Raw genomic sequence first — 14,602 nt, forward strand, 5'->3', positions numbered from 1 at the left:
GCCGCTCGCCCCTCATCCGCCTTCGGCACCTTCTCCCCGTTGTTACGGGGAGAAGGAAGATCGTAGATCGTGCCGCGCCAGCGCCCACGCCACATGTTCGCGCACGACTTCGGACGGATGCTCGCGGCGTGACTGCAATGCGGCGATGACCGCTTCCGACTTCGGCGCATTCCCCAGCGCCACCGCGATATTGCGCAGCCAGCGCTCATGCCCGCTGCGGCGGATCGCGCTGCCTTCGGTGCGGCGCAGGAACTCGTCTTCCTCCCACGCGAACAGTTCCACCAGCGTGGCCTTGTCCAGATCGTTGCGGACGCGGAAATCCGGCTCGTCACTGCGCTTGGCGAACTTGTTCCATGGGCAGATCAACTGGCAGTCGTCGCAGCCAAAGATGCGGTTGCCGATCAATGGGCGCAGAGCCTCGTCGATGCTGCCTTCGTGTTCGATGGTGAGATAGGAAATGCAGCGGCGCGCATCCAGCCGGTATGGCGCGACGATGGCCTGCGTTGGGCAGATGTCGATGCAGCGCGTGCAGGTGCCGCAGTGCGCGGTCGCTGGCGGGTCGATGGGCAGCGGCAGGTCAACGAACAATTCGCCGAGGAAAAACCAGCTGCCGCCATCGCTGTCGATCAGGCAGGTGTGCTTGCCGATCCAGCCCAGCCCCGCGTTGCGAGCCAGCGCGCGTTCCAGCACTGGCGCGGAATCCACGAATGCGCGGTGGCCGAACGGCCCGATTTCCGCCTGCACGGTTTCGGCCAGCCTCTGCAGGCGGTTGCGCATCAGCTTGTGGTAATCGCGGCCCAGCGCGTAGCGGGCCACGTAGGCGCGCTCGCCGTCGCGAAGGTTGGCCCATGCGGCGTCGGCATCCCGCCCGTAATCCAGCCCCACCGAGACCACCCGCAGCGTGCCCGGATGCAGTTCCGCAGGCCGGCTGCGCTTGTCGCCGTGGCTGGCCATCCACTGCATCGAGCCGTGCAGGCCTTCGGCCAACCAGCTGCGCAGGAAGGTTTCATCCTCTGCCAGTTCGATGCCGGAAATACCCACGCGCTGGAAACCCGCCGCATGCGCCAGCGCGCGGATGCGGTCAGCGAGTGCGGTGTAGTCGGGCGGCAGGCTGGACATGCGCGAAGTATAGAATTGATGGATGCACGGCCCCTTGCCTTTGTTCGATCCTGAAGCCCTGCGCACGCTGGAAACGCGCGGCACGGCGCATTGCGATGGCGATGCGTTCGCGCTGATGGCGCGCGCCGGGCAGGCCGCGTGGCGTTGCGTGCTGAAACACTGGCCGCAGGCGATGCGGATCGTGATCGTCTGCGGGCCCGGCAACAACGGTGGCGATGGTTACGTGCTGGCACGGCACGCCTTGGAATCGGGCCGCGACGTGCGCGTGCTGCGTCTGCGTGAACCCGCAACCGAACTGGCACGGCGCGCATGCGCGGAGTACAGCGCCGCAGGCGGCAGCGTCGATGCTGAGCTGGGCGATTGCGATCTGATCGTCGATGCGCTGTTCGGCATCGGCCTGTCGCGCGCGCCGGACGCGGAGGTCACTGCGCTGATCGACGCCATCAACGCGCATTCCTCGCCGGTGCTGGCGCTGGACGTGCCCAGCGGCATCGATGCAAACACCGGCAGCGCGCCGGGTGCGGCGGTTGTCGCGGATCGCAGCGTGCAGTTCATCGCGCGCCATCGCGGCCTGCGCACCGGCATCGCCATCGACCATGCCGGCAAGCTGGAACTGGCCGCGCTTGATTTGCCGCAGTCGCTGTTTGACGGCATCGCAGCGTCTGCATTCGCATATCGCGCGGATGCGCTTTCGACCTTCTTCCCGTTGCGTGCGCGTGACAGCCACAAGGGCCGCAACGGCCATGTGCTGTGCATAGGTGGCGATCACGGCGGCGGTGGCGCGGTGCTGCTGACTGCACAGGCAGCACTTCGCAGCGGCGCAGGGCTGGTCAGCGTCGCCACGCGCCTGCAACACGTTGCTGCGCTGTTGTCCGCGCGTCCGGAAGCGATGGTGCATGCGCTGGAAGATGCCGCTGCACTTGCGCCGCTGCTGGAACGCGCGGATGTCATCGCCATCGGCCCTGGACTGGGGCAGGGCGATTGGGGGCGTGCGCTGTTCGATGCCGTGATTGCTTGCGACAAGCCGCGCGTGCTGGATGCCGATGCACTCAACATTCTTTCGGAGCGGCCGCAGGCGCTGCTTGCAGCATCGAATCATCGACTGCGCACTGGCGATGTCATCACGCCGCATCCGGGCGAGGCCGCGCGTTTGCTCGGCATCGGCACTGCCGATGTGCAGCGTGATCGTTTTGCCGCAGCCAGCGCATTGCAGGACAAGTTTGGCTGCGTGGTGGTGCTGAAAGGCGCGGGCAGCATCGTCGCAAGCAAGGACGCGCCGCCTGCGGTGATCTGCGCCGGCAATCCCGGCATGGGCACCGGCGGCATGGGCGATCTGCTGACCGGCGTGATTGCATCGCTGCGTGCGCAAGGCTTCACTGCGCGTGATGCCGCCATCGCAGGCGCATTGCTGCATGCGGCTGCCGGTGATGCCGCTGCGCGCGACGATGGCGAACGCGGCTTGCTGCCATCCGACCTGCTGCCGTGGTTGCGCTGCCTGGCAAATCCGGTGCGACGATAGGCGGATGAGCGAGCTTCTTCTTCCTGATGCCGAGGCCACCGATGCCTTGGGCGCGCGGTTGGCGCAAACACTGCCCGCCCGCGCCGTTGTCCACCTGCATGGTGACCTTGGCGCAGGCAAATCCACGCTGGCGCGCGCGCTGCTGCGTGCGCTGGGCGTGACCGGCACCATCCGCAGCCCGACTTACACGCTGGTGGAGCAGTACCCGTTGGCGGACGGCGGTCTGGCCCTGCATCTGGACCTGTACCGGATCGGTGACCCCGGCGAGCTGGAGTTCCTGGGCATCGATCCCGCCGATGCGCGACTGTGGTTGGTGGAATGGCCGCAGCGCGGGCAGGGCGCACTGCCCGCCGCCGATCTCGATATCGAACTCACCGTGGCAGGCAGCGGACGGCGCTGTCTGCTTCGTGCCGGCACCGCGACAGGACTGGGCTGGCTGGGTGAAGCTGGCCTTGCTTGAGCCTTTCCGGGAGCAACCTGTCGGCTGGATGAAGAAAGTGCGGCAGGTTGCGGATTCATAAGGGAAAAATGCTTGCGTTTGCGGTGCGGCGGTGCTTAACTCGCGCCCATGCGTGCCAAGGGGAACCGTTTCGAGCAAGTCGTGCTGGCGCTGATGCTGCTGGCGGCGCTTGTCTGGAATCTGGCAAATGCTTCTGAAATCAACAAGTTGCGCATCGAAACCGGCGCAACCGGCACCCGCGCCGAAGTGCAGCTGGATCGCACCGGCAGCTACAAGCTCATCGAATTGTCCAACCCCGACCGGCTGGTGATCGATTTCCCCGGCAGCCAACTGGCACGCGGGATGGCACTGCCGGCCAGCAGCGGCGCGATCAAGTCTGTCCGCATCGGCCAGCCGCAGCCCGGCACCGTGCGCGTGGTGTTTGATCTTGCCGGCAAGGTCAAGCCGATGCCGCCCCGGCTTGAATCCTCGGCGGACGGTGCTGTCACGCTGATTCTGGAATGGCCAGGTGATGGCGCTCCGGCAGTTGCGGCAACGCCCGTTCCTGCTGCCGCAAGGCCGGCGGAAGATCCCATCGCGCGCATCGCCAGCCAGCCGATGCCGGCCACGCAGCCGGTTGCAGATGCCGGCAAGCAGATCGACAAGGCCGCGACCATTTCGCAGTTGCCCGGCACCGTTGCCACCGGCGTGCCGACCCGCATCGCCACCGGCAAGCCGGAACCTGTCGTCGAGCAAGCGCCTGCGGTCACCGCACCCGCGCCGAGGATGGCAATGCAGCCTGGCATGCGTCCGCTGGTGATCGCCATCGATGCCGGCCACGGCGGGCAGGACCCCGGCGCAGTGGGCCTGAACGGCACGCGCGAAAAGGACGTGACGCTGGCCATCGCCCGCGAACTGGCGCGCCAGATCAATGCAACGCCCGGTCTCAAGGCATTTTTGACCCGCGACAGCGACGTCTTCATCCCGCTGGAACATCGCGCCCGTCGCGCATCGTCCAACAAGGCCGACATCTTCCTGTCGATCCACGCCGACGCCGCCGAGAACCGCAGCGCACGCGGCTCGTCGGTGTATGTGCTGTCCACCCGTGGCGCATCCTCGCAGCGTGCGCGCTGGCTGGCCGACAAGGAAAACGCCGCCGACATCATTGGTGGCGAGCGCGTGCGCGTGGCGGACAACACCCTGACCTCGGTGCTGCTCGACCTCACCCAGAGCGGCAACATGAAGGCGTCCGCCGATGCGGCGGATCATGTGCTGGGTGGCCTCAAGCAATTGGGCAAGACCCACAAGCAGCAGATCGAGCATGCCAACTTCGCGGTGCTGCGTACCTCCGACAAGATGCCGGCGATGCTGGTCGAGACCGCCTTCATCTCCAATCCGGAAGAAGAAAAGCTGCTGACCGATAGCGCCCATCAGCGCAAGATGGCGCGCGCGATCCTGGACGGCATTGATCGCTATTTCCTGCGCCAGCCGCCGCCGGGCACGTTGTACGCGGCACGCGCGCAGGCACTGGCCGGGCAGGCAACGGTGCAGCAGGCATCCGCTGTGACCGGCAACACCGGCAGTGGCGCGGGCGGCAGCCCGTAAGTGGGCTAAACCCCACCCTATAATCGGCGGGTGACCATCCGCCAACTCCCCGACACCCTCATCAACCAGATCGCTGCCGGCGAAGTCGTCGAACGCCCCGCGTCCGTGGTCAAGGAACTGGTGGAAAACGCGCTGGATGCCGGCGCGAAACGCATCGACATCGACCTTGAAGAAGGCGGCGTGCGCCTGATCCGTATCCGCGACGATGGCGGCGGCATCGCCCCCGAGGAATTGCCGCTGGCGGTGAGCCGCCATGCCACCAGCAAGATTGCTTCGATTGACGACCTGGAAGCCGTGGCGACGCTGGGTTTTCGTGGCGAGGCATTGCCGTCGGTGGCCTCGGTCAGCCGCTTCCGGCTTGCCTCGCGCAAGCACGATGCGCAGCACGGCGCGGAACTGCGCATCGACGGCGGCAAGCTCGGCGAAGTGACGCCGAACGCGCATCCGTCCGGTACCACGGTGGAAGTGCGCGACCTGTTCTACAACGTGCCGGCGCGGCGCAAGTTCCTGCGCGCCGAGCGCACCGAGCTGTCGCACATCGAGGAATGGCTGCGCACGCTGGCGCTGGCCCGGCCCGACGTGGAAATCCGGGTCAGCCACAACGGCAAGCCGTCACGACGCTGGAAGGGCGAAGGCAATCTGTTGTCCGACATGCGCCTGCACGAAGCGCTGGGCGATGAGTTCGCCCGCAACGCGCTGCGCGTGGATCACGAAGGCGCGGGCATGCGCCTGCACGGCTGGATCGCGCAGCCGGCCTACAACCGCGCCAGCGCCGACCAGCAATATCTCTACGTCAACGGACGCAGTGTGCGTGACCGCAATGTTGCCCACGCGGTGCGGCAGGCGTACAGCGACGTGCTGTTCCACGGTCGCCATCCGGCCTATGTGCTGTTCCTGGAACTCGATCCGCGCGGTGTGGATGTCAACGTGCATCCGGCCAAGCACGAGGTGCGCTTCCGCGAATCGCGCCTCGTCCACGATTTCGTCTATCGCACGCTGCATGCCGCGTTGGCGGACACCCGCGCCGGCAGCGTGGCTGCGCCGACTGCGCCGTCGATGCCTGCAACATCGGCACACGGCTGGACGATGCCGCCACGACAGGAAGCCATCGGCCTGCGCGTTGCCGATGCGCCTGCTGCCTATGCCGCGTTGTACGCACCGCGTGGCGATGAAGCCGCATGTCGGGTTGATGACGCTCCAATGCAGCTGGTGCCGATGCCGGACGATGCGCCCGGTGGCATGCCGCCGCTGGGCTTCGCCATCGCCCAGTTGCATGGCATTTACATCCTTGCCGAGAATGCCGACGGCTTGATCGTGGTCGATATGCACGCGGCGCACGAGCGCATCGGTTACGAAAAACTGAAGTCTGCGCACGATGGCGCAGGCCTGCGCACGCAGCCGCTGCTGGTGCCATCCAGCCTTGCCGTGTCCGAGCGCGAGGCCGAAGTGGCCGAGCGCGAAGCCGATACGCTGGCGCAACTGGGTTTCGAAGTGCAGCGCAGCGGCCCGCAATCGCTGCTGCTGCGCAGCGTGCCGGCGTTGCTGGCGCATGGTGATGTGGAAGCCTTGCTGCGCGATGTGCTCACCGACCTGCGCGAACACGGCAGCACCCGCCGCGTCGCCGAAACCCGCGATGAGCTTTTGGCGACGATGGCCTGCCACGGCGCGGTGCGAGCCAACCGCCGCCTCACCATTCCCGAAATGAATGCATTGCTGCGCGAGATGGAAGCCACCGAACGCTCCGGGCAATGCAATCATGGCCGTCCCACGTGGACACGTTTCAGCCTTGCGGAGATCGACCGATGGTTCCTGCGCGGACGTTGAACATCGCCGGCATCCTGCTGGCCTGCATGATGGCGTTGACCGGCTGCCAGCGTGCAGCACCACCGCCAACTGCCGATCAAGCAGCACGCGAGGAGGCAGCGGCCAAGGCCTACGCGCGCGAGCAGTTCATGTGGCGGGGCAGGCGGGTGATCGAACTCAGCCGTCCCGATGGCTGGGCCAGCCTGATCGGCCTGCATTGGCTGGATCCCGGCGCGCATCGGGTTGGCAGCGCACGCGACAACGGCATCCGCCTGATGATGGGGCCGGCGCATCTGGGCGTGTTCACGGTGAAGGACGGCAAGGCGCGTTTCGTCGCCGATACCGCCGTCACCCTTGACGGCAAGCCTACCCGCAGTGGCGCATTGCGCAGCGATGCCGATGAAGGCGGGCCGAGCGTGCTTGCGTTCGATGACGGCAAGGGCCTTGCCAGCGTGATCGAGCGCGGCGGCAGGCTGGCGCTGCGGGTGAAACACGCCGACGCCGACAGCCGCGTCAACTTCACCGGCCTGGACTACTGGCCCGGTGGGCGCGGCTGGCAGGTGCAGGCGCACTTCATCGCGCATCCTGCGGGCAAGACTTTGCCGATCGCCAACATCATCGGCATCACTGACAACATCGCCAACCCCGGCGTGGTGGAGTTCCAGCGCGGCGACAAGCTGTATCGGCTGGAAGCGCTGGACACCGGCGGCGAAGGCCTGTTCCTGATCTTCGCCGACCGCACCAGCGGCCATGGCAGCTACGGTGCCGGGCGCTACCTCGACACGCCCAAGCCGGATGCGGAGGGCAAGCTGCTGCTGGATTTCAACCAGGCCTACAACCCGCCGTGCGCGTTCACGCCCTTCGCTACCTGCCCGTTGCCGCCGAACGAGAACCGGCTGGATCTGGCGGTGGAAGCCGGTGAACGCGAATACCGCAAACCCGCCACATCGACCAAGGACAATCAGTGAACCTGCGAACCACGCTGCTTGCGCTTTCTCTTTCGGCTTCAATAGTGCTGCCGGTCGCGCATGCCGACCAGCCTGCCGCTGCTGCAACGCCTGCGGCCGCCGGCACGGTGCGCCCGCTGCTGTGGAAGGTGTCCGATGCCGACAATTCGGTGTATCTGCTCGGCTCGTTCCATCTTCTCAAGCAGGATGACTATCCGCTGCCGGCGGAAGTGGATCGCGCCTTTGACGATGCCGAATCGCTGTTGTTCGAAGTCGATCCGCGCGAAATGACCGCACCGGAATCGATGGCGACCATGCAGAAGTACATGGCCTATGAAGATGGCAAGACACTGAGTACGGTGCTGCCGAAAGCTACGCTGGACAAGCTGGATGCCATGCTGAAGGCCAGCGGTGGTTCGGTGCAGGCGCTGGAGCCAAGCGAGCCGTGGGCGGTCAGTCTTGGCATCGTGATCGGCATCACCCAGGCCATGGGCTTCAAGCCGGAACTGGGCCTGGATCAACATTTGATGGGCCGCGCCGCCAAGGCCGGCAAGCCTGCGGGCGGACTGGAGACCATCGACGACCAGATGAAGGCGATGGACAGTGCGCCGCATGCAGAACAGGCGCAGGGGCTGGACGAGTTCCTGGATGATCCGGCAAAGGCCGTGAAGCAGATGGCCGACCTGCACAACGCTTGGCGTGCGGGTGACGTGGACACGCTGGACAACAAGATGCGCATCGAAATGGCGCAGAAAACGCCGGAAACCTATCGCCTCATCAACACTGCCCGCAACGACAACTGGGTGCCACAGGTGGAAAAGCGCCTGACCGAATCGAAGTCGGACGACACGCTGGTCGTGGTCGGCGCGCTGCACCTGCTGGGCAGCGATGGGCTGGTGGAGAAATTGCGCGCGAAGGGTTACATGGTCGAGCGCGTGTGCGATAGCTGCGCGGCGCCCTGATTGTTCTGCTCCCTCCCCTGCGAAGGCAGGGGAGGGTTGGGGAGGGGTGCTGTTTTCTCGCGAGGGATCAACCCCCTCCCAACCTCCCCCTGCAGGCAGGGGGAGGGACTAAAGCGGCGGCTGCATCACGATGCAATCCACCGGGCAGGCCGGCACGCATAGCGCGCAACCGGTACACAGCGGCTCGATGACGACGTGCATCAGCTTGGCCGCACCGACGATGGCGTCCACCGGGCAGGCCTGGATGCATTTGGTGCAGCCGATGCAGTCGGCTTCCACCACCGTCGCCACCAGCGGCGGCAGGTGTTCGCCGCGACTGCGGTCGTAGGGTTTCGCTTCGACGCCAAGCAGCTTCGCCAATGCCCGCGCACCAGCATCACCACCGGGCGGGCAATGGTCGATGCCCGCTTCGCCACGCGCCATCGCTTCCGCATACGGCCGACAGCCGTCAAAGCCGCACTGCCCGCACTGGGTCTGCGGCAGCAGGCGGTCGAGGCGCTCGGCGATTTTGTTCCCTTCTCCCTCCGGGAGAAGGTGGCGCGAAGCGCCGGATGAGGGTTCGTTGTGCATGGATGTCATCGCCTCGACCGAACCCTCACCCCCAGCCCCTCTCCCGGAGGGAGAGGGGAGCACTCACCGCACCGGCATGCCGGGTTGCGCGCCGTTATCGGCATCCAGCAGCGCCAGCGCGCCACCGTCGAAGCCGGCGGACAGGATCATGCCTTCGCTGGTGCCGAAGCGCATCTTGCGCGGAGCGAGGTTGGCGATGAACACCACGCTGCGGCCAATCAGTTTTTCCGGCTCGCCGTAGCTGGCGCGGATGCCGGAGAAAATCTGCCGCTGACCGAGCTCGCCCGCATCCAGCAGGAAGCGCAGCAGCTTGTCGCTGCCTTCCACGAAACCGCATTCCAGCACCTTGCCGATGCGCAGGTCGAGCTTGGCGAAGTCGTCGATGCCGATGTACTGCGCGGCATCGGCGGCGGGCGCTGCGGGGGCTTCCTGCTTCTGCTTCGGCGCGGGCTGTGCGGCAGCAGGCGGGGTGGCCAATGTGTCCTTCGATGCTTCCACCATCGCCTCGATTTGTTTTGGATCAATACGGGTAAACAGCGCGGCATAGGGCTGGATGTTGCGCGCCAGCAGCGGCGCTTCCAGATCGATCCATCCCAGCACCGGCGCGCCGAGGAAGGCGGCAGCCTGCGCGGAAGTGCGCGGCAGCACGGGTGCGAGCGCAGCGGCCAGCACGCGGAACAGGTTCAGGCCCTGCGTGCAGACGGCCTGCAGTTGCGCATCGGCACCTTCCCGGCCGTTATCCAGTTCTTTCGCGATCACCCACGGTTTGCGGTCGTCGATGTACTTGTTGGCTTCATCGGCCAGCGCCATCGTCTGCCGGATTGCCGAGGCGGCATCGTTGCGCTCGTAGGCTTCGCGCACGCCTTCCAGTGCGGCAACGAAACGACCGTACTGCGCGGCATCCGGCAGGGCATCGGCCAGCTTGCCGCCGAAGCGTTTGTCGATGAAGCCGGCACAGCGGCTGGCGAGGTTGACGAACTTGCCGACCAGGTCGCTGTTCACCCGCGCGGTGAAATCGGCAAGGTTGAGGTCAAGATCATCCACGCCGCCCGAGGACTTCGCCGCGTAGTAGTAGCGAAGTGCTTCCGGATCAAGGCCGGCGTCCAGATAGGTGCGCGCCATGATGAAGGTGCCGCGCGACTTGCTCATCTTCGCGCCATCGACGGTCAGGTAGCCGTTGACGTGCAGGCGGGTCGGCGCGCGATGGCCGCTGCCGTGCAGCACCGCCGGCCAGAACAGGCCGTGGAAGTTGACGATGTCCTTGCCGATGAAGTGGTGCAACTCGGCGTTGCTGTCCGGCTTCAGGAAGGCATCGAAGTCCGCACCGTTCTTTGCGCACAGCGTCTTGAAGCTGGACAGGTAGCCGATCGGCGCATCCAGCCAGACATAGAAATACTTGCCGGTCGCGCCCGGAATCTGGAAGCCGAAATAAGGCGCATCGCGCGAAATGTCCCACGCGCGCAGGCCACCTTCGGCATCCAGCCATTCCATCAGCTTGGCCTTGACGCCGGGCAGCGCCACGTCGCCGGCTAACCACTCCCGAAGAAAGCCTTCGAAGCGGCCCACCTCGAAGAAGAAATGCTCGGAATCACGCATCTCCGGCGTGGCACCGGACAGCACCGACTTCGGTTCCTTCAGTTCGGTTGGCGCATAGGTGGCACCACAGGCTTCGCAGTTGTCGCCGTACTGGTCGGCGGCGGCGCAGTTCGGGCAGATGCCCTTGATGTAGCGGTCGGGCAGGAACATGCCCTTGGCCGGATCGTAGAACTGCGCAACGCTGCGGCGGGCGATGTGGCCGCCGGCATCGAGCGCGGCGTAGAAGGACTCGGTCAGCTCGCGGTTGCTGGCCGAATTGGTGGAATCGTAATGGTCGAAGGCCACGCCGAATGCGGCGAAATCGCGTTCATGGCCTTCCTGTATCGAGGCGATGAAGGCCTCCGGCGTGGTGCCGGCCTTCTCCGCCGCCAGCATGATCGGCGTGCCGTGGGTGTCGTCGGCGCAGACGTAATGCACCGTGTCGCCGCGCATGCGCCGCGCCCGCACCCAGATGTCGGCCTGGATGTAGCCGACCAGATGGCCCAGATGCAGCGGGCCGTTGGCATAGGGCAGGGCATTGGTGACAAGCGCGGAACGGGACATGGGCATGCGGGCTGCGGTGGGCTTGCGATTATCGCATGCGCATGAATGCGAAACCCCGGCAGTGCCGGGGTTTCGGGATGGAACCTGACGTTGCGATATCAGTTCGCACGCACCCAGGTGGCGGTGCGGCAGATGAAGGCCACGCAGCCCTTCACTTCCAGTTTCTTGCCGCCGTCAATCAGCTTGACCGACTTGGCGGTGAACTTCCTGTCCTCCGATGGCTTGTAGCCGTCACCGCTCCAGCTGCCGTCCTTGTTGGCCTTCAGATTCCACAAGGTGACGATGCCGACATAGGGCTTGTCCTTGTACTGCCCGCTGCACTCCGTGCAGGTGGCGCCCATGCCGAGGTTCTCGACGATCTTCGCTGCCAGCGTGCCGTTCTTGGCCTCGTAGATTTCGGAAACCGTCATGGCCTTGCCGGTCTTGTCGTCCAGCGTCTTCCACTTGCCAACCGGCGAGGTGGCGTTCTGAGCGGAAGCCGCGAACGTGACCGAAGCGAGCAGGCCGGCGATGATGAACTTGCGCATTGTGTTCCCCTCCCAGGGATGTGACAGGGCGCGGCGCGCCCGACCCGCGTTTTATACCCCATCCGTGGCCGTATGGAGCATGTGGGTGCGTGGCGTTCAGCGGGGGATCGGGAAGTGCTCAGGCAGGCTTCCCGGTACCCAGGCCTGTTTCATCCTTCTCGGGTGTCCGCGGTTCCGGTGCGTTGGTCTGCGGTGTGGTTGCGGGTACACGCGAGGGTACGGCCTCGTCGTCCTTGACTTTCTCCACCTCGCCGACACGGACAAGACCGATGCGTGGCTTCATCCAGATCGCATCGTGCCATGCGCGATACTGCTTGGGATCCCAGTATTTTGGATCGTAGAACTTGCTGGCGTCGATCTGCTCAAATTCACCATCCGGACCTGGCACGTAGATCTGCACACTGCCGACGAAGCCGGTACGGCTGCCGGTGACCTTGCGCCGTTCGCGCCGCAGCACGATATCCAGCCTTGGTTGTGCGACAGAATCCCGGTAGCGGCCATGGATGGCCTGACCTTCGCTGACCGCGCGGATCCGTTCCTGTTCGCTCAGTGCGCTCCAGTACTCCTCGCGCTTGGCGAGGAATGGCAGATAGCCGCGTTCGGCGGCAAGATCCATCCAGGCGTAGGCCAGCGCGCGATCCTGCTGCGTTCCCTGGCCATTCCAGAGCATTTCCGCCACCATGCCTTGGGATGGCTTGTCTGCGTAGTAGGCCGCCCGCTGGAAGGACTGCAGCGCTTCTTCGTAGTTCTGCTTCTTGAACTCGCGCAAGCCCATCAAGCGGAACCGCAGATCGGGATGGCCGGACAGGAAACCGGCGGTCATCACGGGGTTGCTTGGTGGTGTGATGTCGGGCGCTTTCTGGGCGATGGAGGGGCTAGCCAGACAGGCCAGCGTCAGCAGGGATGTCTGAATTGTTGTTCGCATGGGTAGCACTCGATCAGTCAACTCGTGTAGGCGGGCCAACACGGGCTTGCCCGCCGATGTGGCGGTCAAAGAACTGCAGCATCTGGGTGTACAGGTTGAGGTTATTTTCTTCCTTGTAGAACCCGTGTTCTTCACCGGCCTGAATGATGACGCCTTCAGGCTTGTTGCCGGCGACTTCCAGCGCCTTGGCCATTGCTTCGGTGTGTTCGGGAGGGCAGCGAGCATCGCGTGCGCCAGCTGCCAGATAGATTGGCAGCTTCAGCTTGTCAACGAAATTGATCGGCGACATCGCATCCTGCTCGGCGCGGGTCTTGCCGAATGCGCGATACAGGTAACGCTTGCCGCTCTCGCTCTGCGATGTATCGCTCTTCGTCAGCTGGATCTGTGCATCGTACAAGCCGACATAGCCGAAGGCACACTTGAACATGTCCGGTGCACGTACAGGGGCCATCAGTGAAGCATAACCACCAAAGCTACCGCCATAGATGCAGACGCGCTCTTTGTCGGCCCAACCTTGTTCGATGACGTGCCGTGTGCCGTCGATGATGTCATCCATGATGCCGGTGGCCCACTGGCCATAGGCCAAATCCTGGAACTCCTTGCCGAAGCCGCCGGAGCCACGGTAATTGATCTGTAAGGTGGCATAACCACGACTGGCAAACATCTGCGCTTCGTTGTCGTAGCCCCAATTGTCGCGCGGCCCCATCGGTCCGCCATGCACATTGACGATCAGTGGCAGGTTCTTGCCATCGGAATCCTTGGGAATGGTCAGGTAGGCATGGATGATGCGCCCATCACTGGCTTTGAATGAAAACGACTTCATCGCCCCCATCTTGTATGGGTCGATCCATGGGCGGCTTTTCATCAGGAAGCGCGCCTTTCCCGTGTCGCGATCATACAGATAGAGTTCGCCTGGATTCCGGTCACTACGCACGCTGACCACGATTTTCTTGCCGTCGCTTGTTGAACTGCTGAAGTTGACGAACTGTCCGGGAAACGCATTTGCAAGTGAAAGGTAAAGAGCGGTATCCGGGTGTTCTTCGTCGACCAGGGATACCTGCGGGGCGCCTGCTTCCGTTGTGACTGCGATTATCTGTTCGGAGTCGTCCACAGAGCCAATGAAGCCTGAAATGTCGGAAACCGGATCCCGGAACAGCTCGGTGAATTTACCTGTTTCAGCGTCCAGAAGACCAAATGCAGCCGGGTGCTTGCCATCATCCTTCACTGCATAGATGGCGCCTTTTGCGGAACTGCCCAGCACGCGCAGTCGCCCATCGCCGGATTTCGAAGAACTGATCTGCGTCCATTTGCCGTCGTAGCCGCGTCGGTAGACTGTGGTGTGAGAATCATAGCCATTGCTCTCGTCTTTGCTGCTGGAGCAAACAGCAAAAGCCGGCTGCTTGGCACTGTCCAGTGCAATCGAACAATTGTCTGCAGGTGCGCGTGTCAGCGATTTCCTGCGCCCACTGATGGTATCCATTATTACCACCTCCGTGCCCGAGCCTGAATTCGAGCGCATGTAGGTGGAGGTCATCAGTACATTGGTGTCATCGCCGGGTAGTGTGTCCAGCAGTGAGAAAATTTCGTTGCCCACTTCCTTGCCTCGCTGGGTTGTACCCAGCGTGCCGTATTCGATCAATGTGCGCGGGATGGAACCATCGGCGTTCACCGCGAACCATTCGCCGGTACCGCGCGGGCGCTCGAAGGAGCCAATTTTCTTTGCTGCATTGAAGAGCAGTCGCTCGGCGCTGGTCCAGTAGAAGGTGCCGACGCTCTTCTTGTCGGGCAGCACATTGATATTTAACGGTTTGAGATCGGATGTCCTGAGCACTGTCAGTACATCCTGATCACCGCGATCAACTGTGATTGCAAGATATTTGCCGGTGGGTGATATCTGCGCGGTGCTATAGATTGGCTGCTTAAGGAAGTTCTGAACAACTGGGTTTGAAGGCGGTCTTTCCGCTGGTTTTCGCATGAACCGCCCTCGATCTTTGGGTTATGCGCCGATTTCGGCGCGTTTTGCCGGGATTCCCCGGCTTACAGGCGC

At 64.2% G+C, this 14,602-nt stretch carries 12 protein-coding genes; 6 read left to right on the forward strand and 6 right to left on the reverse strand.

Features of this window, described 5'->3' with window-relative positions; all coding sequences use genetic code 11:
* Window positions 1–42: 42 nt before the first annotated feature.
* Window positions 43–1,119, reverse strand: a complete 1,077-nt coding sequence (gene queG / locus QM612_RS10000) for a tRNA epoxyqueuosine(34) reductase QueG (protein ID WP_415253746.1) — start codon at window positions 1,117–1,119, stop codon at window positions 43–45.
* Between the two features lie 22 nt (window positions 1,120–1,141).
* Here queG and QM612_RS10005 point away from each other — a divergent pair, with 22 nt between their 5' ends.
* From QM612_RS10005 to QM612_RS10030, 6 genes are all read left to right on the forward strand, one after another.
* Window positions 1,142–2,638: an NAD(P)H-hydrate dehydratase gene (locus tag QM612_RS10005; protein ID WP_415253747.1), complete on the forward strand. Its 1,497-nt coding sequence runs from the start codon at window positions 1,142–1,144 to the stop codon at window positions 2,636–2,638.
* A 4-nt stretch (window positions 2,639–2,642) separates the two neighbouring features.
* Window positions 2,643–3,098, forward strand: coding sequence for a tRNA (adenosine(37)-N6)-threonylcarbamoyltransferase complex ATPase subunit type 1 TsaE (gene tsaE / locus QM612_RS10010; protein ID WP_415253748.1), 456 nt, complete (start codon window positions 2,643–2,645; stop codon window positions 3,096–3,098).
* 153 nt (window positions 3,099–3,251) lie between these two features.
* The gene (locus QM612_RS10015) at window positions 3,252–4,682 is read left to right on the forward strand and encodes an N-acetylmuramoyl-L-alanine amidase (RefSeq protein ID WP_415253757.1); all 1,431 of its coding nucleotides are present in this window, start codon (window positions 3,252–3,254) and stop codon (window positions 4,680–4,682) included.
* Window positions 4,683–4,712: 30 nt separating this feature from the next.
* Entirely contained in the window at window positions 4,713–6,506 is a 1,794-nt protein-coding gene (gene mutL / locus QM612_RS10020) for a DNA mismatch repair endonuclease MutL (RefSeq protein WP_415253749.1), read from the forward strand.
* Window positions 6,485–7,453 carry a DUF1684 domain-containing protein gene (locus QM612_RS10025; RefSeq protein ID WP_415253750.1) on the forward strand — a complete coding sequence of 323 codons (969 nt, stop codon included), beginning with the start codon at window positions 6,485–6,487 and terminating at the stop codon, window positions 7,451–7,453. The genes mutL and QM612_RS10025 overlap by 22 nt, the downstream gene beginning before the upstream one ends.
* The gene (locus QM612_RS10030; protein ID WP_415253751.1) at window positions 7,450–8,394 is read left to right on the forward strand and encodes a TraB/GumN family protein; all 945 of its coding nucleotides are present in this window, start codon (window positions 7,450–7,452) and stop codon (window positions 8,392–8,394) included. The genes QM612_RS10025 and QM612_RS10030 overlap by 4 nt, the downstream gene beginning before the upstream one ends.
* 108 nt (window positions 8,395–8,502) lie before the next feature.
* Here QM612_RS10030 and rnfB read toward each other — a convergent pair whose 3' ends face one another.
* From rnfB to QM612_RS10055, 5 genes are all read right to left on the reverse strand, one after another.
* Complete coding sequence (rnfB, locus tag QM612_RS10035; RefSeq protein ID WP_415253752.1) at window positions 8,503–8,964, reverse strand: Rnf electron transport complex subunit RnfB; 462 nt, start codon at window positions 8,962–8,964, stop codon at window positions 8,503–8,505.
* A 63-nt stretch (window positions 8,965–9,027) separates the two neighbouring features.
* Complete coding sequence (gene metG, locus QM612_RS10040; RefSeq protein WP_415253753.1) at window positions 9,028–11,103, reverse strand: methionine--tRNA ligase; 2,076 nt, start codon at window positions 11,101–11,103, stop codon at window positions 9,028–9,030.
* Between the two features lie 98 nt (window positions 11,104–11,201).
* On the reverse strand, window positions 11,202–11,630 hold the full coding sequence (locus QM612_RS10045; protein WP_415253754.1) for a DUF2147 domain-containing protein: 429 nt from the start codon (window positions 11,628–11,630) through the stop codon (window positions 11,202–11,204).
* 118 nt (window positions 11,631–11,748) lie between these two features.
* Window positions 11,749–12,555 carry a tetratricopeptide repeat protein gene (locus tag QM612_RS10050; RefSeq protein WP_415253755.1) on the reverse strand — a complete coding sequence of 269 codons (807 nt, stop codon included), beginning with the start codon at window positions 12,553–12,555 and terminating at the stop codon, window positions 11,749–11,751.
* A gap of 13 nt (window positions 12,556–12,568) precedes the next feature.
* Entirely contained in the window at window positions 12,569–14,530 is a 1,962-nt protein-coding gene (locus QM612_RS10055) for an alpha/beta hydrolase family protein (RefSeq protein WP_415253756.1), read from the reverse strand.
* Window positions 14,531–14,602 lie beyond the last annotated feature (72 nt).

Origin of the sequence: Thermomonas sp. (assembly GCF_047606765.1) — a bacterium.
GTDB lineage: Bacteria > Pseudomonadota > Gammaproteobacteria > Xanthomonadales > Xanthomonadaceae > Thermomonas.